General features: G+C 60.6%; 24 protein-coding genes. 10 read left to right on the forward strand and 14 right to left on the reverse strand.

Translation table 11 applies throughout. From position 1 onward, the window contains the following. Window positions 1–6: 6 nt before the first annotated feature. From AO353_RS21920 to AO353_RS21970, 11 genes are all read right to left on the reverse strand, one after another. Complete coding sequence (locus AO353_RS21920) at window positions 7–1,500, reverse strand: cytochrome D1 domain-containing protein (RefSeq protein WP_054596840.1); 1,494 nt, start codon at window positions 1,498–1,500, stop codon at window positions 7–9. Beyond that, window positions 1,497–2,336, reverse strand: a complete 840-nt coding sequence (cobA, locus tag AO353_RS21925; protein ID WP_054596841.1) for a uroporphyrinogen-III C-methyltransferase — start codon at window positions 2,334–2,336, stop codon at window positions 1,497–1,499. The genes AO353_RS21920 and cobA overlap by 4 nt, the downstream gene beginning before the upstream one ends. A gap of 70 nt (window positions 2,337–2,406) precedes the next feature. Next, entirely contained in the window at window positions 2,407–3,585 is a 1,179-nt protein-coding gene (gene nirJ, locus AO353_RS21930; protein WP_054596842.1) for a heme d1 biosynthesis radical SAM protein NirJ, read from the reverse strand. A gap of 26 nt (window positions 3,586–3,611) precedes the next feature. After that, window positions 3,612–4,115, reverse strand: coding sequence for an Lrp/AsnC family transcriptional regulator (locus AO353_RS21935; protein WP_054596843.1), 504 nt, complete (start codon window positions 4,113–4,115; stop codon window positions 3,612–3,614). After that, the gene (locus AO353_RS21940; RefSeq protein WP_054596844.1) at window positions 4,090–4,533 is read right to left on the reverse strand and encodes an Lrp/AsnC family transcriptional regulator; all 444 of its coding nucleotides are present in this window, start codon (window positions 4,531–4,533) and stop codon (window positions 4,090–4,092) included. Before AO353_RS21940 ends, AO353_RS21935 begins: the two co-directional genes overlap by 26 nt. Next, window positions 4,526–5,041 carry an Lrp/AsnC family transcriptional regulator gene (locus AO353_RS21945; protein WP_054596845.1) on the reverse strand — a complete coding sequence of 172 codons (516 nt, stop codon included), beginning with the start codon at window positions 5,039–5,041 and terminating at the stop codon, window positions 4,526–4,528. The genes AO353_RS21940 and AO353_RS21945 overlap by 8 nt, the downstream gene beginning before the upstream one ends. After that, window positions 5,038–5,496: an Lrp/AsnC family transcriptional regulator gene (locus AO353_RS21950; RefSeq protein ID WP_054596846.1), complete on the reverse strand. Its 459-nt coding sequence runs from the start codon at window positions 5,494–5,496 to the stop codon at window positions 5,038–5,040. The genes AO353_RS21945 and AO353_RS21950 overlap by 4 nt, the downstream gene beginning before the upstream one ends. Window position 5,497: 1 nt before the next feature. Further along, the gene (locus AO353_RS21955; RefSeq protein ID WP_054596847.1) at window positions 5,498–6,676 is read right to left on the reverse strand and encodes a cytochrome D1 domain-containing protein; all 1,179 of its coding nucleotides are present in this window, start codon (window positions 6,674–6,676) and stop codon (window positions 5,498–5,500) included. Next, complete coding sequence (locus tag AO353_RS21960; RefSeq protein ID WP_054596848.1) at window positions 6,673–6,999, reverse strand: c-type cytochrome; 327 nt, start codon at window positions 6,997–6,999, stop codon at window positions 6,673–6,675. Before AO353_RS21960 ends, AO353_RS21955 begins: the two co-directional genes overlap by 4 nt. Window positions 7,000–7,015: 16 nt before the next feature. Beyond that, on the reverse strand, window positions 7,016–7,330 hold the full coding sequence (locus AO353_RS21965) for a c-type cytochrome (RefSeq protein WP_054596849.1): 315 nt from the start codon (window positions 7,328–7,330) through the stop codon (window positions 7,016–7,018). Between the two features lie 24 nt (window positions 7,331–7,354). Next, window positions 7,355–9,046, reverse strand: coding sequence for a nitrite reductase (locus AO353_RS21970; protein WP_054596850.1), 1,692 nt, complete (start codon window positions 9,044–9,046; stop codon window positions 7,355–7,357). Window positions 9,047–9,245: 199 nt separating this feature from the next. On the opposite strand from AO353_RS21970, the gene AO353_RS21975 reads away from it, so the two are divergent. From AO353_RS21975 to AO353_RS22000, 6 genes are all read left to right on the forward strand, one after another. Further along, window positions 9,246–10,049, forward strand: a complete 804-nt coding sequence (locus tag AO353_RS21975; protein WP_054596851.1) for a CbbQ/NirQ/NorQ/GpvN family protein — start codon at window positions 9,246–9,248, stop codon at window positions 10,047–10,049. Next, window positions 10,033–10,620, forward strand: a complete 588-nt coding sequence (locus AO353_RS21980; RefSeq protein ID WP_054596852.1) for a cytochrome c oxidase subunit 3 — start codon at window positions 10,033–10,035, stop codon at window positions 10,618–10,620. Before AO353_RS21975 ends, AO353_RS21980 begins: the two co-directional genes overlap by 17 nt. Window positions 10,621–10,631: 11 nt before the next feature. Next, window positions 10,632–10,889 (forward strand): cytochrome C oxidase subunit IV family protein, encoded by a 258-nt coding sequence (locus AO353_RS21985; RefSeq protein WP_054596853.1) that lies wholly within the window; start codon window positions 10,632–10,634, stop codon window positions 10,887–10,889. Window positions 10,890–11,149: 260 nt separating this feature from the next. Further along, window positions 11,150–11,590: a c-type cytochrome gene (locus AO353_RS21990; protein WP_054596854.1), complete on the forward strand. Its 441-nt coding sequence runs from the start codon at window positions 11,150–11,152 to the stop codon at window positions 11,588–11,590. Between the two features lie 3 nt (window positions 11,591–11,593). After that, complete coding sequence (locus tag AO353_RS21995) at window positions 11,594–13,021, forward strand: cbb3-type cytochrome c oxidase subunit I (protein ID WP_054596855.1); 1,428 nt, start codon at window positions 11,594–11,596, stop codon at window positions 13,019–13,021. Window positions 13,022–13,099: 78 nt separating this feature from the next. Next, window positions 13,100–14,941: a nitric oxide reductase activation protein NorD gene (locus tag AO353_RS22000; RefSeq protein ID WP_054596856.1), complete on the forward strand. Its 1,842-nt coding sequence runs from the start codon at window positions 13,100–13,102 to the stop codon at window positions 14,939–14,941. Window positions 14,942–14,964: 23 nt separating this feature from the next. Here the strand turns inward: AO353_RS22000 and AO353_RS31655 are convergent, their stop codons facing one another. Together AO353_RS31655 and AO353_RS22005 are read right to left on the reverse strand one after the other, a co-directional pair. Continuing rightward, on the reverse strand, window positions 14,965–15,165 hold the full coding sequence (locus tag AO353_RS31655; RefSeq protein WP_081013795.1) for a protein DnrP: 201 nt from the start codon (window positions 15,163–15,165) through the stop codon (window positions 14,965–14,967). Further along, the gene (locus AO353_RS22005) at window positions 15,162–15,845 is read right to left on the reverse strand and encodes a Crp/Fnr family transcriptional regulator (RefSeq protein WP_054596857.1); all 684 of its coding nucleotides are present in this window, start codon (window positions 15,843–15,845) and stop codon (window positions 15,162–15,164) included. Before AO353_RS22005 ends, AO353_RS31655 begins: the two co-directional genes overlap by 4 nt. Window positions 15,846–16,441: 596 nt before the next feature. Between AO353_RS22005 and AO353_RS22015 the strand changes: the two genes are divergently transcribed. Next, on the forward strand, window positions 16,442–17,632 hold the full coding sequence (locus tag AO353_RS22015; RefSeq protein ID WP_054596859.1) for an NnrS family protein: 1,191 nt from the start codon (window positions 16,442–16,444) through the stop codon (window positions 17,630–17,632). 28 nt (window positions 17,633–17,660) lie between these two features. Continuing rightward, window positions 17,661–18,098 carry a hypothetical protein gene (locus AO353_RS22020; protein ID WP_054596860.1) on the forward strand — a complete coding sequence of 146 codons (438 nt, stop codon included), beginning with the start codon at window positions 17,661–17,663 and terminating at the stop codon, window positions 18,096–18,098. Between the two features lie 75 nt (window positions 18,099–18,173). Here AO353_RS22020 and ytfE read toward each other — a convergent pair whose 3' ends face one another. Beyond that, the gene (gene ytfE, locus AO353_RS22025; RefSeq protein ID WP_054596861.1) at window positions 18,174–18,848 is read right to left on the reverse strand and encodes an iron-sulfur cluster repair protein YtfE; all 675 of its coding nucleotides are present in this window, start codon (window positions 18,846–18,848) and stop codon (window positions 18,174–18,176) included. 154 nt (window positions 18,849–19,002) lie between these two features. Between ytfE and norR the strand changes: the two genes are divergently transcribed. Then, window positions 19,003–20,532: a nitric oxide reductase transcriptional regulator NorR gene (gene norR, locus AO353_RS22030; RefSeq protein WP_054596862.1), complete on the forward strand. Its 1,530-nt coding sequence runs from the start codon at window positions 19,003–19,005 to the stop codon at window positions 20,530–20,532. 88 nt (window positions 20,533–20,620) lie between these two features. Then, complete coding sequence (gene pdxH / locus AO353_RS22035) at window positions 20,621–21,268, forward strand: pyridoxamine 5'-phosphate oxidase (protein ID WP_054598298.1); 648 nt, start codon at window positions 20,621–20,623, stop codon at window positions 21,266–21,268. Window positions 21,269–21,344 lie beyond the last annotated feature (76 nt).

A 21,344-nucleotide genomic window follows, 5' to 3' on the forward strand; every position in this document is an offset into this window, starting at 1 on the left:
CAAGGTCTAGTGTGAAGTGCCCTCAGCAAACTCGATTTTGTTGCCGACGTTGTACTTGCCCGAGGGCTTGTTCATCGGCAGGCGCTTGATCTCTTTGAGGGTGTTGCTGTCGTAGACAATCAGCGCACCGTTGGTGGCCCAGATACTCAGCAGCAGATAGCGACCGTCGCGGGTGAATTCGACGTGGGCGGCGGTCTTGCCGGGCATCGGGCGTAGTGTGTGGGCGATTTCCAGAGTCTGTTTGTCGATCAGGTGAATCGCATCGTTGTCGGGACCGAAAAACACATCAGTCCAGGCATACCGCGAATTGACATGACTGCGCATGAAGAATCCTGGCCCCAGGGTCGGTATTTCCTTGATCAGTTTCCAGGTCTTGAAGTCGATGACCGAGATCAGGCCCTTGCTGATGTTCGGCGTGGCGAACACCCACTCACCGTTACGTTTCCAATACGTCCCCGACCCCAGGTGCGGCATGCCCGGCAGCGGAATGTCGGTGACCACCTTGCCACTGTCGAGGTCGATCACCTGGCCGCCCTTGGCTTTGCGCGATGTGGCCAGCAGTTGCTTGTAGTCCGGTGAAAAGGAAAAGTCGTCCAGCACATCCTCTGCCTTGATCCGTCGCGGTTCGAAGTCCGGTGTGCCGGCGCAGGGCAGCTCCCAGACTTCCTTCACATCCTTGAGTGCGACGATGAAGCTGTTACGCGGCGGGGCTGTGTACACCGCGCTGACCCGCGACGCGGTACCGTCCTGACCGATCGCAGGGATCGTTTTGACCAGCGACAGATCGTGGGCATCGAGCACCACGAGATTGCCTGGCAAGTAGTTGCCCACCAGTACCCAGCGGCCATCCTTGCTCACCGCCAGGTTGCGGGTGTTGAGCCCGGCGCGGACCTCGGCGATCAGTTTCAGGTTGTGCAAGTCATACAGACTGATCCAGCCATCGCGAGAGGCCACGTAGACGAAGCGTCCATCCGGCGAGAACTTCGGCCCGCCATGCACGGCAAAGTGCGAAGCAAACCGTGCCAGCACTTCAAAGCGGTCGCCGTCGAGGATGTCGATGTGATGATCGCCGGCTTCGACCACCACGAACAGGTTCAGTGGATCGGCGCCATGCTGAGGAGTGTCGGGCAGCTTGTTGATATCAGTGAGAATGGAATGACTGCCGCGAATGTCATCGTTACTCCAGGTGGGAGGGGTGGCGGGTGGTTGCTGAAGGTAATCCACCATCGCGTCGATCTGCGTGGGGTTGAACACGTTGGCATACCCGGTCATCTGACTCGCGGGGCGACCGTTCTGGATAACGCTGCGGATTTCGTCAGGTTTGATCCGGCTCAGACTCTCCGGCAGCAAGGCCGGCCCCGCACCGCCGAAACGGTTGGCGCCATGGCAGCTCTGGCAATGCTGTTGGTAGAGGTTGGCGGCCGCGTCGGAGGGCAGAACCGCCGCACCGGCATGAGCCGGACCGATCCACAACAATGGGGCAAGCAGAATCCGCCTCATATCGCCACCTTGGGGTAGCGTTGCAGCGCTGGGGCGGGGTAAAAACGCGCCGGGTATTCCTGTTGTTGAGTAGCGAACAGATCAACCACTTTGCCGATCACCGTCAGCGTCGGAATGCCAGGTGGGCAATCCTGCGCCAGGGTCGGTAACTGGTGCAGCCTGCCTCGAGCAACATGCTGGTCGGGCCGCGTACCGTTGCTGATCAGCGCCGCCGGCGTGTCGGCGGGCATTCCGGCCTCGATCAAGCGCTGCGCGATAATCCCAAGGTTCGATAACCCCATGTAAAACACCAGGGTCTGAGTGCTGTCTGCCAGGCTGCTCCAGGGCAGTGCCAACTCTCCATCGCGTTGCAGGTGCCCAGTGATGAAACGGCAGGAGTTGACCAGATCCCGATGGGTCAGCGGAATGCCGGCGTAAGCGCTACACCCGGAGGCGGCAGTAATGCCGGGGACCACCTGGCAATCAATGTTACGTTGCAGCAGATACTCCAACTCCTCGGCGCCACGGCCGAATATGAACGGGTCGCCACCCTTGAGCCGGACCACGCGCTGCCCCAGATCGGCGAGGTCGGCGAGTAGTTCGTTGATCTGTTCCTGGGGCAGGCTGTGGCAGCCGCTCGCCTTGCCGACGTAATGCCGGGCACAGGTGAGGGGGATCAGCGTCAGCAGCTCGGGGCTGATCAGGCGGTCGTAAACCACGGCGTCGGCTTGCATCAACAGGCTCCAGGCACGCAGGGTCAGCAAGCGTGGATCGCCGGGGCCGGCGCCGACCAAGGCGACTTCGCCCGGTCTGAACGGGGACTCAAGTGCAGCCGGTAAAATAATCGATGGATGCATGGGACGTCCTTGGTGCTTCATCAGGTGGTCCGGCCCCATCCTGTGTCAGATGGCTCGCCAGGCGGGTGCTTCAGTGCATGACGCAAGGGATGATCGTTGAGGGTGGTATGCCGATTTCTTCATCGCTGAGGTGGCAACCGGGGTCCTGGCCCCAGAGATCACCTTCGGCCCAGGCGCGGGTGCGGGTATTGCCGTTGCAGATGCTTAGCCAGCGGCATTGACCACAGCGGCCACCGACGGCCCGAGGATGCGCGCGCAGCTGCTGCAACAAGGCGTCCGGGTGATCCAGCCACAGTGTGCGAAACGGCGTGTGCCGGACATTGCCCACCGAGTGCTGCCACCAATAGGTGTCGGGGTGTACTTCACCGGTGTTGTCGATGTTGGCGATGCCGCTGCCCGAGGCGTTGCCGCCCCAGGCGCGGAGCATATGTTCCAGGCGTGGGTAATGTTCGGGTAGATGCAGGCCCACCCATTGCAGCAAGAGAATCGCGTCGGCATCGTTGTTGCCGCTGACAAAATCGCTGTCGCGACCGTGCTGGATGTCTTCCCAGGCCCGTTCGAAGATCAGCGTCATCGCCTCGCGGCTCATCTGCTGTCGGGCGTCGAGCTGGCGGCTGCGTTTGCCGCGACCGCTGTAGTTGAGGTGCGACAGATAAAACTTTTGCACGTCGTACTCGCGCATCAACGCCAGCAGCTGGGGCAGCTGCGCATGGTTCGCCTGGGTCAATGTGGTCCGCAGCCCGACGCGAATGCCTTGTTCGCGACAGAGCTGGATCGCGTGCATGGAGCGGGCGAAGCTGCCCTTCAGCTGGCGGAAGGTGTCATGGGTGGCTTCCAGGCCATCGATGCTGATCCCGACATAGTCGAACTTCGCCGCGCTGATCTGCGTGATGTTCTGCTCATCGATCAGCGTGCCATTGGTGGACAAGGCCACAAAGAAACCTTTGGCGCGGGCATAGGCACCGAGCACAAACAGATCCTCGCGCAACAGCGGTTCCCCCCCGGAAAGAATCAGTACCTTCACGCCAGCGTCGTGCAGGTCGTCAATCACGGTCAGCGCGGCGGCCGTATCCAGTTCGTCGCGAAAGACACTGTCGGCCGAGGTGGCGTAGCAGTGTTTGCAGGTCAGGTTGCAGCGCCTGAGCAGGTTCCAGATCACCACCGGCGGCCGGTTGCTGCCCGGAGGACTGGTTCTGGGGGCAGGCACCCGGTCGGTCAGGGCACGCAGATATTGGCTGATCCTCAACATGCAAATCTCCTTGAGCCAGCGTGTGTTCAGCGTGGTGCTGGCGGTAGCCGTAAACCGGTTTTTTTCAGGATGCGACTGCTCACCAGCATCTCGTCGGCGACACAGGCGTCGCCCAGCAAGTAGCGCAGGTGTTCGCGGTAGCTGTCGATTTCCTCGCGGCTGCGACCGTGGACCATGGCGAACAGGTTGTAGCGCCACGCGGTTCGTCGCGGGCGTCGATAACAGTGGCTGACAAAAGGCTGCGCACCGATCAGCGCACCGAGGCGCGGCATATCGGTGTCGCGCACATCCCAGACTGTCATGCCGTTGTAGCGATATCCGAGGCGATAGTGGTTGGGGACGGCGGCGATGCGTCGGATCGCGCCCTCGGCCTGCAAGCGCTTGAGCAAATCCAGGGTCGATTCGATACTCAGGTTCAGCTGTTCGGCGAGCCAGGTCCAAGGGTCGTCCAGCAGCGGTAGGCCCGCTTGGGTCAATTCGATCAGTCGGTGTGCCAGGGTGTCTTCAGACCGGGAAGTACAGACCGACATGGTAAGTCTCCTCTTTGGGCACGTTGAGCAGCGGCAAACCGGTCAGGGTTTCGATGTGCTGCAAGGTTTCGGTGATGCCTTGTTCGGTCGCGCAGCCGAGTACGAACCACATGTTCCAGGCGTGTTCGCGTCGATAGTTGTGCGCCACTTCAGGCAGGGCGTGCAGTTGCTCGGCGACCTCTTCGAACCGTTCTTCCGGCACCGCCAGCGCCGCGAGGGTGAAGGCGCCACCGAGGCGTTCGATGTCGAACATCGGACCGAAGCGCGTGAGTATTCCCTCACAGAGCAGTTCGTGGACGCGGTGAAGCAATTCAGTACTGCTGCTGTCCAGTTCGCTGGCCAGTGCCTGCCAGGGGTTACGCACCAGCGGCAGGCCCAGTTGCAAACGGTTGATCAGCCGACGGTCAAGATCATCCATGGGGCGTGGTTCCCGTTGAGGAGGCGGCAAAGCGTCCGCCGCACTGTTTAAAGACGTGGGTGCTGAACAGCAGTTGGTGGGGCAGGTCGCTCAGCAAGTGTTCTTCCAGCAACGCCTGGATCTGCGCCTCGACCTGCGCGCGTTGGCGCCCGTGAACCATGCAGAAAAGGTTGTAGCGCCACTGCGGCAGGCGCCGCGGCCGTTGATAGCAGAGGGTGATACCGGGCGCTTGCCCCAGGCGTTGGCCGACTTCGTCGATCAGCGCGTCCGGAACATCCAGCACCAGCATGGCGTTGGCAGCAAAACCCAGCGCGCGATGGTTGAGCACCAGACCGACCCGCCGAAACAGCCCTTGTTCGTGCCACTGATGCATTTGCGCGAGCACCTGGTTTTCATCGGCGCTTATCCGTTCCGCGAGGGCCTGATAAGGCCGTGATACTCTCGGCAATCCGCCTTCCAGATGCCGACGTAGCGCCAGTGCCTGTTTGGGGCTCAATCCCGGCTTCATGGGCCTTCTCCCAGGGCAAAACCGAGGTTGATGCGGTAAGCGGTCAACATCGGCAGATCCAGCGGCGTGAGGCCGGTATCTTTCTCGAGTTCGTCGAGTACGCGTTCGATGTGTGGGCGATCAGGCCCGGTCAACACAAACCACAGGTTGTAGAAATGCTCCCGTGCGTAGTTGTGATTGACCTCGGGATACTGGCTGACGCGCTCGGCGACTTGTTGCAGGCGTTCGGCGGGCACGGCGAAGGCGGCGAGGGTGCTGGCCCCGGCGCGGCTGTGTTCGAACACCGGGCCGATCCGCGAGAGGGTGCCGGCCTGATCCATTGCTTGCAGGCAGGCCAGCACTTGCGCCTCGTCGCAACCGAGGACTTTGGCGATCTCTTTATACGGTTCCGGGCACAGTGGCATGTCGTGCTGGAAGCGATCGATCAGTTGGCGACTGAGCAGGTCGAGGTTCATTTCAATAGCCCATTTTCTGTGCGCGACTGCTGAAGAAGATGCCACTCGGCGCGATGGCGGGAAGGGTGCTCAGCAGTTTCAGGCTGTACGGGTCCCAGACCTGAATCTGATTGCCATCGCGTAATGACAGCCACAACTGGTCGCCGCGCGCGGTGAACTCCATGTGCAGCACCGCCGGCCCCGGTCGCAGGTCGGCGACCACGGCGTGGGTTTCGGTATCGATCACCTGAACCCGATCGTTGTCCGGGTAGGCGAAATTGACCCACAGCTGCCGACCGTCTGGCCGTGAGGTGACGAACACCGGCTGCCCGGCCACAGGGATGGCCGCGGTCTGCTGCCAGCTGCGCGAATCCATCACCAGTACTTGATGGTGGCCGACGGCGGGCACAAAGGCCTGGTTGTCAGCAACCGCCCAGCCTTCCAGATGGGGCATCTTGTAGACGGGTAATTTCACCTGGCCGCGCCCGTAATCACCAAGCACCCGCTGCACGCCACGCTCCAGATGCCAGAGGTCGAGTTGGGCCATGCCGTCTTCGCCGAACAACCCGGCCATGTAATAGCGCCCATCCGGGGTAATCAAGGCATCATAGGGCTGTTGGCCGATGTTCTTGAAGCGGTTGATCTGCGGTGTGTTGCCTCGGCTGAAGTCGGCGGTCCAGATTTCGCCGCTATCGAACAGGCTGAACACGAAACGTTGTCCGGGGGCATCCACCAGACCAACCACCCGAGAGCGTTTGCTGCCATCGGCCAGGGCTGTGGCGGGAATGTCGGCCACCTGTTGCAGGGTGTTGGCATCGAATACCTTGACGCCGCCGGGCACATAGTTGGACACCGCGATCAACTTGCCGTCCTGACTGATTGCGCCGCCGATGCTGTTGCCGCCCTGGATGACCCTATGGTCGATGCGTTGGGTCAGCAGGTCGATTTTGCTCAGTCCGCCGTCGCGACCGAACACATAGGCATAACGCTGGTCGTGGGAGAACACCACCGAGGCATGGGACAGGTCGCCCAAGCCTTCGAGGCGAGCCAGCGCGGTGCGGGTGTCGCTTTCGATGATTTGTACGCTACCGCTGGTGCGCTCAATCACTACACCCAGGTCGCCCGTGCCGCGCAGGGGGGACTGAACGCAGGCGGATAACAAGAGGCCGGTCGCCGCTGACAGCAGGATTGAACGGATCATGATGCGGGATATCCCTGGAGAAGAAGATTGACCAGCCAACGGATGTCGTCAGCACTGAGCAGCGGGCCCCAACCGGGCATGGCGGTGCCGGGGCGACCTTGGGTGACGGTGGCAATCAGGCTGCCCCGGGGCTTGCCGGACAATGCGCTACGGGTCAGTTCAGGGCCCAGCCCACCGGTCATTCGCAGCCCATGACAGGCACCGCAATCCTGGGCCAGCAGGTGTTCGAGTTGCGCCTGACGCTTGGCGTCCGGCGTCGCTACCGAGGTCGCGCAAATGAGGAGGAGGGCCGCCAGAAGCACCGCGTGTCGATAAACCTTCATGACGCCCTCCCGTTGGCTATTTGAGACTCAAGACCCAGGTCGAGAGGGTCTGCGCTTCTTCATCCGTTACTGGGTTGGCCGGCATCGGTATCGGTCCCCAATTGCCTTGTGTGCCGTTCTTGATGTGGTTAGCCAGGGTATCGGCGGCACCGGCGACACCAGCGTTCTTGGTGGCTACCTCCTTGAGCGCCGGGCCGACGAGCTTGGTGTCGATGGCATGGCAGGCGGCGCAGGGTTTGCTCTTGAACAGCTCTGGCGCGTCTTGCGCCATCACCGGTTGCAGGCTCAATGCGCCAGCCAGGACGATCAGTGATATCAGCGTATTTTTCATGACGATTCCTTTCATTGATGGAGCTCAATAAATGTCGTGTTGGGTGTTGTAGACGTTGAATTTTCCGGTGGGCGTAATCAGCCGTTTGTCCTTGATGACTGATTTGAGCTTCAGGGTTTTGTCGTCGATCACCACCAGTGCCGACTCGTCTGCCTGGCCACTCCACACGGAGAACCAGACCTCATCGCCGGCCTTGTTGTACTCCGGTTGTACAACGCGCATGGCCCCTTGCTTGATGCCGGCGTACTCGGCGATGGGCAGCACGGTGTAGCCGGCGTCGAGCTTGTCGAGATTGAACACCGCCACCGACTGACTGAGCTTGGCGTCCGGGTTGAGGGTGGTGTCGACATACAGGTGGCGCGAGTTGGGGTGGGTCTTGATGAACAACGAACCGCCGCCCTGGCCCTTGAGCGAGGCGACCTGTTTCCAGGCGTATTGCGGGTGTTTGATCGGGTCGGTGCCGATCAGCGAGATACCGTCATCTCCCAGATGGCTGGTGGCCCAGACTGGCCCGTAAGCCGGATGGTCGAAGTTGGCGCCGCGGCCTGGGTGAGGGGTTTTTCCGACGTCCACCAAAGCAGTCAATTTGCGCTCTTTGGAGTCGATCACGGCGATCTTGTTGGAGTTGTTGGCGGCGGTCATGAAATACCGATGAGTGCTGTCCCAACCACCGTCATGCAGGAACGGCGCGGCATCGATGTAGGTGACGGTGAGGTTTTTGATGTCCTGGTAATTGACCAGCATGACCTTGCCGGTTTCCTTGACGTTGACGATGAACTCCGGCCATTCGTGGGAGGCGATGATCGCCGCGACCCGGGGTTCCGGGTGGTACTCCTGTTTGTCGACGGTCATGCCACGGGTCGAGACGATTTGCTTCGGCTCCAGGGTTTCGCCATCCATGATGGTGAACTGCGGCGGCCAATAGGAACCGGCGATGGTGTATTTGTCTTGGTAGCCCTTGAACTTGGAGGTCTCCACCGAGCGTGCTTCGATGCCCACTTTGACTTCGGCGACCTTGGTCGGCTCCACCGGCCACAGGTCGATCATGTCGATCCGGGCGTCTCGACCAATCACCAGCAGGTAGCGACCGGAGGCTGAAATACGCGAGATGTGCACCGCATAACCAGTCTCGATCAGCTTGACGATTTTCTTGCTGTCACCGTCGATCAGAGCGATCTTGCCGTCATCGCGCAACGTCACCGAAAACAGGTTGGGTAGATTGAGTTTGCTCAGCTGTTTTTTCGGACGGTCCTCGGGCTTGACCAGTACTTTCCAGGTTTTCAGCGTCTCGGCCATGCCCCATTCCGGCGGCGTTGGCGGCGTGTGCTGAATGAACTTGGCCATTGCCGTGATCTGGTCCTTGGTCAGGGCGTTGGACGTCCCCCAATTCGGCATGCCCGCCGGTGACCCATAAGTAATCAAGGCCTCCAGATACGGTTGCCCACGGGACTGGGTGATGTCCGGTGTCAGTGGTTTTCCGGTGGCACCTTTGCGCAGAACGCCGTGGCAACCGGCGCAGCGCTGGAAGTAGATCTCCTTGGATGCGTCGAAGTCGGCCTGGCTCAGGTCCGGCGCTCCCGCGGTTTTGACCATGGGCGGGGTGGCCGCTCCTGCGGCAGGTTCCTCAGCGGCAACGGCATGACTCATTGCCAGGGCCAGCGTTGAACACAGTGTGGCGGCAGTCAGAGCAAACGTTTTTCTATTGCTGATCAGCATTCCATTTCTCCTCAGGCAAGACCTTTGCGATGTGCTTTGACGGCAGCGCAGAACGCAGGTTCTTAGTGCCGTGCAAGGCTATGCCCGAGCAGGCCAATGCTCGCTTGACCGCGATCAAGTTTGCCGGCCATGTCACTTGCCAGGTTGTCGCAGGCGCTCGTAGCGTGTTGCTTGAATCCGCTTTTGGAACAGGCAGCCCATGGACCGTATCCCGTCTTGCGAACACCACGTCGAACCGTTCTACCAACCGCTGAATAATGAGCAGGCGCTGTTCGAGCAGGCCTGGCGTCACGGCATGCCGGTGCTGATCAAAGGCCCGACCGGGTGCGGCAAGACCCGTTTCGTCCAGCACATGGCCCACCGGCTGAAACTGCCGCTCTACACCGTGGCTTGCCACGATGATCTAAGTGCCGCCGACCTTATCGGCCGGCATTTGATCGGCGCCCAGGGCACGTGGTGGCAGGATGGGCCGTTGACCCGCGCGGTGCGAGAAGGAGGTATCTGCTACCTCGACGAAGTGGTCGAGGCCCGTCAGGACACCGTGGTGGTACTGCATCCACTGGCCGATGATCGTCGGGAATTGTTTCTGGAACGCATCGGCGAAGTGTTGAAGGCGCCGCCCTCATTCATGCTGGTGGTGTCGTACAACCCCGGTTACCAGAACCTGCTCAAAGGCATGAAACCCAGCACCCGCCAACGCTTCGTGGCGATGCGCTTCGGCTATCCGCCGGTGGCTGACGAAGAGCGCATTGTCGCCAGGGAAGCGCAGGTGGACTGCGCCCTGGCGGCGCAAGTGGTCAGGCTGGGGCAGGCGCTGCGCCGGCTCGATCAGCATGATCTGGAAGAGGTCGCCTCAACGCGGCTGCTGATTTTCACGGCGCGAATGATCCGCTCCGGCATGAGTCCGCGTGAGGCGTGCATGGCCTGCCTGGCCGAGCCGTTGAGCGATGATCCGCTGACGGTTGCGGCGCTGATGGACGTGGTTGATGTCCACTTCGGCTGAGTCCAGGGGCGTTGTGCGTGGTCACCTGCCGGGCGACTTGGCGATGTGGTTCTTCATTCTGGCCGAGCTGTCGGTGTTCGCCGTTCTGATTCTGGCGTTCGCCGTGACCCAGGCGCTCAAGCCGCAGCTGTTCGGCGAAAGCCGTCTGTTGCTCTACACCTCTACCGGCCTGGCGATGACCCTGAGCCTGCTCACCGCCGGGCTGTTCGCCGCGCTGGCTCAGGAACAAGTCAGGCGCTCTCGGTCCCGCCACGGCGCCGTGCTTTTGTTGGCAGCGTTGCTTGCCGGCAGCGTCTACGTGGTGTTGAAACTTACCGAATACCAGCACTTGCTGGCCTCGGGGCTGGGCATGGAGCACAACACTTTTTTCACCCTCTACTGGATCCTCACCGGTTTTCATTTTCTCCATGTATTGCTTGGCATGGTCATTCTCGGATGGTTGGCCGAGCGTTGTCGTTGTGGCTTGTACAACGAAGACAATCGCAGCGGGTTTGAATCCGGTGTGCTGTATTGGCACATGGTCGACCTGATCTGGGTCGTGCTGTTTCCGCTGGTCTACGTGCTGAATTGACGGGAGGTTTTATGTCCGCTTCCAGGTTACTGCTGGTCTGCTGGGCCGCGCTGGCCACGTTAAGCGTGTGCACCGTTGTGTTGTCACAAGTCGGCGCGACGTGGCTGTTGTCCATTGCCATTTTGCTGGTGGCGGTTGGCAAGGCCTGGCTGATCACCGATGGCTTCATGGAGATGCGCCATGCGCCGCAATTGTGGCGCCGGTTGATGGTGAGCTGGGCGCTGGTTTTGGCAGTCGTTGTGGGGCTGACGCTGGTGTTGGTCGACTAGCCAACCCGTGGCGAGGGAGCTTGCTCCCGCTCGGTTGCGAAGCAGCCGTAAACCTGTGCCTGCTTTCTATCTGAATATTCGCGGTGACTGGTTTTAGGGCCGCTGCGCGCCCCAACGGGAGCAAGCTCCCTCGCCACGGGTAGTGCCTGGCGTCCTGGTGCCTATACCCGACCAAACCATCTGGCTTTCTTGATCGCCATCAAGCGGGTTTCAACCCTTCGCTTCCTATCATGGACGGGCCAAGCAACGAGGAAGCGACCATGTCAGAGACCTTCACAAAAGGCATGGCCAGGAACATCTATTTCGGGGGAAGCATCTTTTTCTTCCTGATATTCCTGGCTTTGACCTATCACACGGAACAAACCTTTCCAAAGCGCAGCAATGAAGCGCAATTAACTGAATCAGTGATACGCGGCAAAACGGTCTGGGAGCAAAACAACTGCATCGGCTGCCACACATTACTGGGCGAAGGCGCCTACTTTGCGCCTGAGTTGGGCAATGTGTTCCAGCGCCGGGGCGGGGAGGACGGCTTCAAACCCTTCCTGCATGCCTGGATGAAAATGCAGCCGTTGGGCATACCGGGCCGGCGAGCGATGCCTCAGTTCAAGTTGAGTGAGCAGGAGGTGGACGACATCGCCGAGTTCCTCAAATGGAGCTCGAAAATCAATACCAATGGCTGGCCGCCAAACAAGGAGGGCTGAGAGATGAGCATGGCTAATCCGCATCTGAAATTTGCCTCGCAAGCTGTGGCCAAACCCTACTTCGTGTTCGCCTTGATGCTGTTTCTTGGTCAGGTGCTGTTCGGTTTGATCATGGGCCTGCAATACGTGATCGGGGATTTTCTGTTCCCGATCATTCCCTTCAACGTGGCGCGAATGGTCCACACAAACCTGCTGATCGTCTGGTTACTGTTCGGCTTTATGGGCGCTGCCTACTACTTGATTCCGGAAGAGGCCGATCGCGAACTGCACAGTCCAAGGCTGGCGCTCATTCTGTTCTGGGTATTCGCCGCTGCTGGTGTGCTGACTATCCTCGGTTACTTGCTGGTGCCTTATGCCGGCCTGGCCAGGTTGACCCACAACGAGTTGCTGCCGACGATGGGGCGCGAGTTTCTGGAGCAACCAACCATCACCAAGATGGGCATTGTGCTGGTGTGCCTGGGCTTTCTCTACAACATCGGCATGACCCTGCTCAAAGGTCGCAAGACCACCGTCAGCATGGTCATGATGACCGGGCTGATCGGGCTGGCGGTGTTCTTCCTGTTTTCCTTCTATAACCCCGGCAACCTGGCCCGCGACAAGTTCTATTGGTGGTGGGTGGTGCATCTTTGGGTGGAAGGCGTGTGGGAACTGATCATGGGGGCGATGCTGGCCTTCGTGCTGATCAAGATCACTGGTGTAGACCGGGAAGTCGTGGAGAAATGGCTGTATGTGATTATCGCCATGGCGCTGATTACCGGGATCATCGGCACGGGTCACCACTTCTTCTGGATTGGCGCACCTGAGGTCTGGTTGTGGGTCGGTTCAATCTTCTCCGCGATGGAGCCGCTGCCCTTCCTGGCGATGGTGATATTCGCCTTCAGCACAGTGAAGAACCGGCGTCGGCAACACCCGAACCGCGCCGCGACGCTGTGGGCCAAGGGCACCACGGTGACGGCCTTCTTCGGTGCGGGCGTCTGGGGCTTTCTACACACCCTGGCCCCGGTCAACTTCTACACCCACGGTTCGCAACTGACGGCAGCTCATGCTCACCTGGCCTTCTACGGGGCTTACGCGATGATCGTCATGACCTTGATCAGCTACGCCATGCCACGCTTGCGCGGGTTGGGTGAGGCCGGCGACGAGCGCTCGCAGACTCTGGAGATCTGGGGCTTCTGGATGATGACCCTGTCGATGGTGATGATCACGTTGTTGCTCACCGCTGCCGGTGTTGTACAGATCTACCTGCAACGCTGGCAGGCTGACGGAATTGCCTTGCCGTTCATGGCCACGGTCGAACATTTGCAGGTGCTGTTCTGGACGCGTCTGGGGGCCGGGGTCGGTTTCCTCGCCGGGCTGCTCTGCTATTTGTTCAGTTTCAAGCAGCGGGGGCGTGCCGCCTTGCGCGCCCCGGCGGCCGTGGTGCCTTCATGAGCCGGGTTAACGGCTAGAAAAGGTCGGCCCGGCTGATACAGCGGGCCGTTTTTTTGGTGTCCAACAAGGGCAAACAGCATGGCCTTTACCGTCGAACTGGAAGAGTGGGTAGGCAGTGCCTGGCACCGCTTTATCACCCGGCGCGCCAGCCCGGATTTCCCCGAAGCACGGGTTGAACTGATCAACCAGCAACGCCCACTGGCGCTGTTGTTCCGCGCCATGGGCGGTGCCAATGGCATCGGGCTTGAAGCGGCCAGCGACCGCGACCTGCTGCTGCGGCGTAACGTGCTGCAGCAAATCGCCGGCACCTGCAAACAAGTGCCCTTGGCGTGGTGTGACGAAAATACCCTGCGGCTGCCGTCGAGCCTCGCGGTGTTCCCTGAAGTCGCACTGAATGAGGAGCTCTATCGTTGGCTCGCGTTGCTGGCAGCGCAGGCTGGTCGGATGCGGCATTGGGGGCGGGACAACCAGCGCTGGACGCAATTGCTGTTGCGGCGCTATCCAGCACTACGCGCGCGCTACCAGCGATTGGTCGAGGCCCACCTGCAATTGCGCCCGGACCCGGCCTCATTGAGCCGTAGTGAAGCGGCACTGGAGCGCGTCTTATGCCAGGCGTTGCGCGAGCCGGGCAGTGTCGAGGATTTTCCGCGTAGCGAACGGGCCGCATGGCCGCTGCCGTTGTGGTTGTACCCGCCGCAACATCTCGCCAGCCCGCTGGCGGCCGATCTGGGTGATGAATCCGAAGAATCGTTGACGACTCCACCCGGCGAGCAGAAAGGTGGGCGCAAACGCGCCAAACGCATTGATGACAGCCCCCGTGACGGTGGATTGTTGGTGGTGCGCCTGGAGAACCTGTTCAGTTGGACCGAACACGTGGACCTGGATCGCTGGTCGGATGACAGCGAAGACCCGGACGCCGCCAGGGTCGCTGATGATCTGGACGAATTGACCCTGTCGCGCACCCGGCTGCGCAAGGGCGGCGGGCTGAAGCTGCACCTGGATTTGCCACCGGCCGATGTCGACGATATTCCCTTGGGCGAGGGCATCAAGTTGCCAGAGTGGGACTATCGAAAACAGCAGATGCAGGGCGACTTCGTCAATCTGCAAATGATGGTGCCCCGTGACTGTGATGCGCAGCCGCTGCCGCCTCGGTTGAAGGTTTCGGCGCAGCGCCTGCGACGCCAGTTCGAGCACTTGCGCAATGACCGTCAGTGGTTACGCCAGCAACTTCAGGGCTCGGAACTGGACATGCAGGCCTGGCTGGATTTTCACGTTGAACGCGAGCATGGCCAGTGTGCCGAGCGCGGTCTGTTCATGGAGCAACGCCAGACGCGCCGCGACCTGGCGTGCCTGTTGCTGGCCGATATGTCGATGTCCACCGACGCACACCTGAACGATGAGCATCGTGTGATTGATGTCATCCGCGACACGCTGTTGCTGTTTGGCGAAACCCTGTCGGGGCTGGGGGATGATTTCGCCCTGTACGGGTTTTCCTCACTGCGTCGTCAGCAAGTGCGCATGCAGGAACTCAAGTCCTTCACCCAGCGCTATGACGACAACACCCGCGGTCGTATTCAAGGGCTCAAACCGGGGTATTACACGCGCATGGGGGCTGCGATTCGCCAGGCCACGCGCCTGCTGGGCAGCAGCAAACGGCGCAGTAAACTGTTGCTGCTGCTGACAGATGGCAAACCGAATGATCTGGATTTGTACGAGGGGCGCTACGGTGTTGAAGACACCCGCGAGGCGGTGCTGGAGGCACGGCGTCAAGGACTGACGCCGTTCTGTATCACCATTGATCGTGAGGCCGGGGATTACCTGCCGTACATGTTTGGCGCCAATGGCTACACCGTGATCCGTCAGCCTGAGCAATTGCCGCTGCGTTTGCCGCAGTTGTATCGCCAACTGACTCAGCCTTGAGCCCGGGTCTGACTCAAGCGGCATCAACTGATGCCGCGTGGCAACCCGAAAAACATTGCTATGCAAAAGATTGTCAGGCCGATACAGAACCACCTGAACCGGCGCAGTCGACGTTCCTGAGCACGTTCGGCCATCGCCGGCAGGGGCATGCCGCATTGGAGGCATTCGGATTGTTTTGGCGGGTTAGGGTGTTGGCAATACAGGCAGACGGGCAAGGTGCTCACTCAAACTGCTCCAGGCGCAGACGATCAAGAATGGCGATCTGGCGGCCGTCCTGAGTGATGATGTTTTCATCGATCAGGCGCCGGATGATCCGCGAAAAGGTTTCCGGCTGGATCGACAGATGCCCGGCAATCAGTTGCTTGGCCATCGGCAGCTCGAAATGGCTGTTTACGGTTTGCTGGCGCACCAGTTGCGTCAGCAGGTAACGCACGACCCGGTGGGTGGCGTTTTTCAGGGACAAGGTTTCGATTTCATTGACCCGTTGATGCAAGCGAACGCAGAGCTTGCCGAGCAATGCAAAGGTCAACCGGCTGTTGCTCTGGAGCAGGCGCATGTAGGTGCTGTTGGACAGCCGGTAGAGCTGGGTTGGGCAGACCGCCTCGGCCGAGGCTACATAGTTGGGTGTGTCCATCAACATCATCGCCTCGGCGAAGGTTTGTCGATCCCCGATGACTTCAAACACTTTCTCCTGCCCATCGGGTGTCAACCGGTAGATTTTCACCGCCCCGGCAATTATGAAATAAAACGAATCTGCCGGCTCACCCTGACGGAACAACGGCTCGCCTTTGTCGATGCTCAGCAAGTGGCTGGTACTCATCAACTCATCCAGCTGTTCTTCATTCAACGGCTCGAACAAGTGATGACTGCGCAGAATCTGGTGATGGACACGATGAAGCACCATGGAAATTCATCCTGAAGATTGAGGAAGGAGCGGTTATCCCGTCAAACGAGGCCCAGGGAGAGACTGCTGGCCAGGGCCAGGACTGAGGTCAACACCACAAACCAGGCCAGTGGCTGGATGATTTTTTTCATGAGGACTCCGGGCAATCGAGAGGGATCCAGGATTTCTATAAGGTTGCCCATGCAGAGCAAGACGTGGGCCAGGCTCGGAGGCCCTTGTTTATTGGGGGGGGCAGGAGATGGGGTAAAAAAGACCATTAGGCTAGTGGTTTAAATGACCCTTAAATGGTCATTTCTACCCTGAGCCGATCACCCCGTGGTGAGGGGGCTCGCCCCCGTTCGGCTGCGCAGCAGTCGTAAAACTGGCTGATGGGTTCTATATGACGCGTCGCGGATGCTGGTTTCAGGAGCGCTTCGCACTCCAACGGGGGGCAAGCCCCCTCGCCACCGGGGTTCGAATGAGTATCGGGGCACGCCCCTTGCACACTTGATCTGCGACAAAGGCAATGGATCGGTAATACCCGATGATGGCCCCGGGATTTACCTCGGCGCCTGCGGGTTGGTGCCAGGTCCGCAACAAGGCAGAGGAGTGGCTTTATGCAAGTGCTTGAGCGCCGTAAAGCGTTGGCGATCCCACCGCTGTTACGGCTGGCCTTTCGGCCATTTTTCCTCGCGGGCTGCCTGTTGGCGGTGCTGGTCATACCGCTTTGGCTGGCCGCCTTCAGTGGTGGGATTTCCGGCTGGCAGCCGGCAGGCGGTTGGCTGGGCTGGCATCGGCATGAACTGTTGTTCGGGTTTGCGCTGGCGATTATCGCGGGCTTTCTGCTGACGGCCGTGCAGACCTGGACCGGTCGCCCCGGCCTCAGCGGCAAACCGTTGGCTGCGCTGGCGCTGCTGTGGTTACTGGCGCGCGTGGCCTGGCTGGCCAACGCACCGTGGCCGTTGCTCGCGGTGCTGGAGCTGGCGTTCCCGTTGGCGGTGGCGGTCCTCATGGGCTTCACCTTGTGGAAGGTGCGGCAGAAACGTAACTACCCGATTGTGCTGGTTTTGCTGTTGTTGGCCGTGGCCGATGGGTTGTCCCTGTATGGCTTGGTCGAGGGGCATGAAGGCTGGCAGCGCCAGGGCGTGCTGACCGGCATCTGGCTGGTGGCGGCGATGATGGGGTTGATCGGCGGGCGGGTGATTCCGTTCTTCACCCAGCGTGGCCTTGGTCGGGTGGAAGGTGTTGCCGCCTGGCCCTGGCTGGATCGACTGCTGTTGGTCGGTTCGCCGTTGGTGGCGTTGTTGTATGCCGCAGGACCCGCGCTCGTTCCCAATGTCTGGGTGGGTCTGCTGTTCGCGGTGCTGGCGGCAGGGCATCTGGTGCGTCTGGTGCGCTGGCATGACCGGGCACTCTGGCGTGTGCCGTTGCTGTGGTCGTTGCACCTGGCCTATGGCTGGTTGGCGGTGGCGTGTCTCGGGATGGCGTTCTGGCATTTTGGCGTGCCGGTTAACCCGAGCCTGGCGGTGCATTGCCTGACTATTGGGGCCATGGGCGGCCTGGTGCTGGCGATGATCGCGCGGGTCAGCCTCGGGCACACCGGTCGTGCACTGGAGCCGCCGTCGGGCATGACCCTGGCGTTCATCGTGCTCAACCTGGCATGTCTGAGCCGAGTGGTGTTGATCCTGTTTTTCCCATTGACGGCGTTGTGGCTGGCCGGTCTGTGCTGGACGCTGGCGTTTGCGTTGTTCGCCTGGCGTTATGGGCCGATGCTGCTGCGCACCCGAGTTGACGGTCATCCGGGATGAGCCAGCGAACTGAAGGAGGCGGACGCTGATGTATCCCTATCTGTTGGTCACACACCTGTTGGCGGCGATTGCCTTTATCGGCACGCTGTTTTTCGAGGTGGTGATCTGGCATCACGCCCGCCAGCATTTGATGGCGGCCGCGCAATTGACCGCGGACCAGACGATTGCAGTGCGCTCGCGTAAGGTGCTGCACGGCGTGGTGTTGCTGTTATATGGCGCCGGCATCGGTTTGGCATGGCAGTACCGGGGCGCATTGAGTCAGCCGCTGGCCAGCAGTTTTGGTACGTTGCTGAGCCTGAAAATCCTGTTGGCCCTGAGCATCATTGGTCATTACTTGCTGCTGGCCTATTGGCTGACCCACGCGCGCCTGACCGCGCCCCGCGCAAGCTGGATTCGCCGCAGCATTCTCGGGCACATGCTGTTGATCGTGATCCTGGCCAAGGCCATGTTCTATTGGCATGGCTGATCGCAAGACGTCCTTCATAAACAAAACCCGCGTCAACCGGTGGGATGGCGCGGGTTGGGTGTGGTCGGCAAGCGATCAATGGCGGGGGTTCAGGGCGTTAATGAACAACACGTTGTTTTCCAGGTGGATGTGCTGCATCAAGTCGTCTTTGAACTCCAACAGTCCGCGATAGAGCGCACGCCAGGTGTTGCAGGCATCGGCGGGCGGGATTATGTGATTGGTCAGGGCGAGCATCTTTTCCAGCGCTTCGCCATGTTGATCATGTTCGAAGCGCAGCACCTGGATCGGCGGAGCCGCTTGAGCACCGATGCCCTTTTGCAGCATCGGGAAGGGCACTTGTTCTTCCTTGAGCATGTGGCCTTCGAGTTCTTGTTGCATGTTGGTCAGGAGATCGGCCAAGCCATTGGGGCAGCTGCTGCGCGCGCCGTGGACGTGCTCGACCCGGCGGGCCAGACGGATCAGTTCCGGCAGTTGCTCGCGGTGGCGGGCGTGATAGCGCGTGAGGAGGTGGGCGATCAACAGTTCCGACGGCTCGTTGCGCCAGTCGTGCTGGGTTTCACCGGCGTCTTGCAGAGTGTGCAGGGCATCGGCAATCAGCATCGGGTCGAGGTTTTTGCCCTGGGCTGCTTCACGCAGGCTTTTATGGCCGCCACAGCAGAAGTCCAGTTTGAAGGTATGAAAAATCCGGGTGGCACCGGGTATATCGCAGGCCAGTTGGCCGAGGCTTTGTTCCAGTAGGGTCTGGCTCATCGGGGTTCCTTATTTGGGTTTCAACGGTTCCCCAGGCTCATTGCATCCGGCATGCCATATTTAAACGACTGATTCATATGGATTAATTTTTAGTTGTGGTGATAGATACCCTGACGCTTCAGGGTGAATCCAACCATAGAGGGTAATTACTACCATGCTGCGAGAAAGCCTGGCAGCCGACCTGATTGTCGAGTTGCCCAATGCCGTACGCTTGCAACGACTGGTGCAGACCCTGCGCGAATACTTCAACAGTGGCGCGGTGGGATTACTGCGTCTGGACGACGACAGTCTCAGGCCTGTCGCGACGGTGGGGCTGGTGCATGAGGCGTTGGGGCGCCGGTTTGTCATTGCTCAGCATCCTCGGCTGGCAGCGATCATGGCGTCGCGCGAGCCGACCTGGTTCGAGCCGGACAGTCGACTGCCGGACCCCTATGACGGCCTGCTCGACAACCATGTCGGCGAGCCGTTGCCGGTGCATGACTGCATGGGTGTGAGCCTGTATGTGGAGGGTCGCATCTGGGGCGCGATCACCCTCGATGCGCTGCATGCCGGAACCTTCGACAGCCGTGCGCGGGAGGAGCTCAAGCGTTGCACGTTGCAGATCGAAGCGGCCGTGCGCGTCACCCGGCTTGAACAGGAAAACCGCAGCTTGCGCTTGTCCCGCAGCGATCTTCAAGACCTGCGGATGCCTGCGGATGAAGGTGAAATCCTCGGGCAGAGTGAGGTGTTGCACCAGTTGCTCAATGAGCTGGATGTACTGGCCGATTCCGATTTGCCGGTGTTGCTGTTGGGCGAAACGGGCGTCGGCAAGGAGCTGTTCGCCCGACGGCTGCACCGTCTTTCGCGTCGCAGCCACAAGCCGCTGGTACAGGTCAACTGTGCCGCCTTGCCGGAGTCTTTGGCAGAGAGTGAGTTGTTCGGCCATGTCAAAGGCGCATTTTCCGGCGCCACCAGCGACCGCGCGGGTCGTTTCGATGCGGCTAACGGCGGCACGCTGTTTCTCGATGAAGTGGGTGAATTGCCGTTAAGCGTTCAAGCGAAGTTGCTGCGAACGTTGCAAAACGGCGAGATCCAGCGACTGGGGGCGGACAAGCCGTTGCATGTCGATGTGCGAATCATCGCCGCGACCAACCGGCATCTGCCAGACAGTATCCGCGATGGCCTGTTTCGTGCGGACCTGTATCACCGGCTCTCGGTGTACCCGGTGCCGATTCCGTCACTGCGCGAACGCGGTCACGATGTGTTGATGCTGGCCGGGCACTTCCTGGAACTCAATCGGGCGCGGCTCGGCCTGCGTGGTTTGCGCTTGTCGCCTGCGGCCGAGCGGGCCTTGCTGGCGTATACCTGGCCGGGCAATGTGCGCGAGCTGGAGCATGTGATCAGTCGCGCCGCGTTGAAGCAGCTCAGCCGTGGCACCAGTCGCGCGCTGATCATGACGCTGGAGCCGCACGTCCTTGATCTCGACAGTACGATGGGCGCTGCAGGGGCGAGCGTCGAACCGCCGCGGGAAGTGACGTCTGATGTGCCATTCCAGGCCCTGAGCGACGCCGTCGACGATTGTCAGCGGCAAAAAATTCTCCATGCCCTGAGCCTTTCCGGGGAAAACTGGGCCAGCGCCGCGCGGTTGCTGGAAGTCGATCCCAGCAATCTGCACAAACTGGCCCGGCGTCTTCGCCTTAAGTAAGTCTGGGCGGCGCAGCATGTTGATGACGGTCAAGGTGGCTTGGCGCAGTGGCTCGCACACTGCGAAAAACCATCCGGAGATCACCGTCATGCCCCTTTCCCTGGCTCAGATGCGCCGTAACTACACCCTTAATGGCTTACAGGATGAGGCTGCGCTGGACGATCCCCTGGCCATGTTTCGACAGTGGTTGCAACAGGCACGCGATACCGAGTGCGCGCCTGTCGAGGCCAATAGCATGATGTTGGCGACGGTCGACAGTGACGGGCGACCACATTGCCGGGTTCTGCTGCTCAAAGGCTTGAGCGACGACGGTTTTACGTTTTTTGGCAATTACCAGAGCGACAAAGGCCTGCAACTGGCCGCTAACCCGAATGCCGCCATGACGTTTTTCTGGCCGGGGCTGGAGCGTCAGGTTCGTATTGAAGGGCAGGTGTCCAGGCTCGATCCGCAACTCTCGGACGCGTACTTCGATTCCCGCTCCATGGCCAGTCGGCTGGGTGCCTGGGCTTCACCGCAGAGCCGGCCGCTGGTCAGTCGGGCAGCGCTGGAATCGCTGTTGGCCGACACCATCAAACGTTTCGTTGGCCAGACCGTGCCGCGACCCGAGCATTGGGGCGGCTACTGCCTGCACCCGGAACGCCTGGAGTTCTGGCAGGGGCGTGCCGACCGCTTGCATGACCGTCTCGATTACCGCCTGCAGGACAGGGTGTGGTATCGCAGCCGCCTGGCGCCTTGAGCCTCTATTTGCCCGGTCGAGGTACCTCCTTGGAGGAATAGGCCAGGCCGCGATTGCGGTTCAGGCTTGGCCAAAC

Source organism: Pseudomonas fluorescens (assembly GCF_001307155.1).
In the GTDB taxonomy this organism is placed as follows: Bacteria; Pseudomonadota; Gammaproteobacteria; order Pseudomonadales; family Pseudomonadaceae; genus Aquipseudomonas; species Aquipseudomonas helvetica.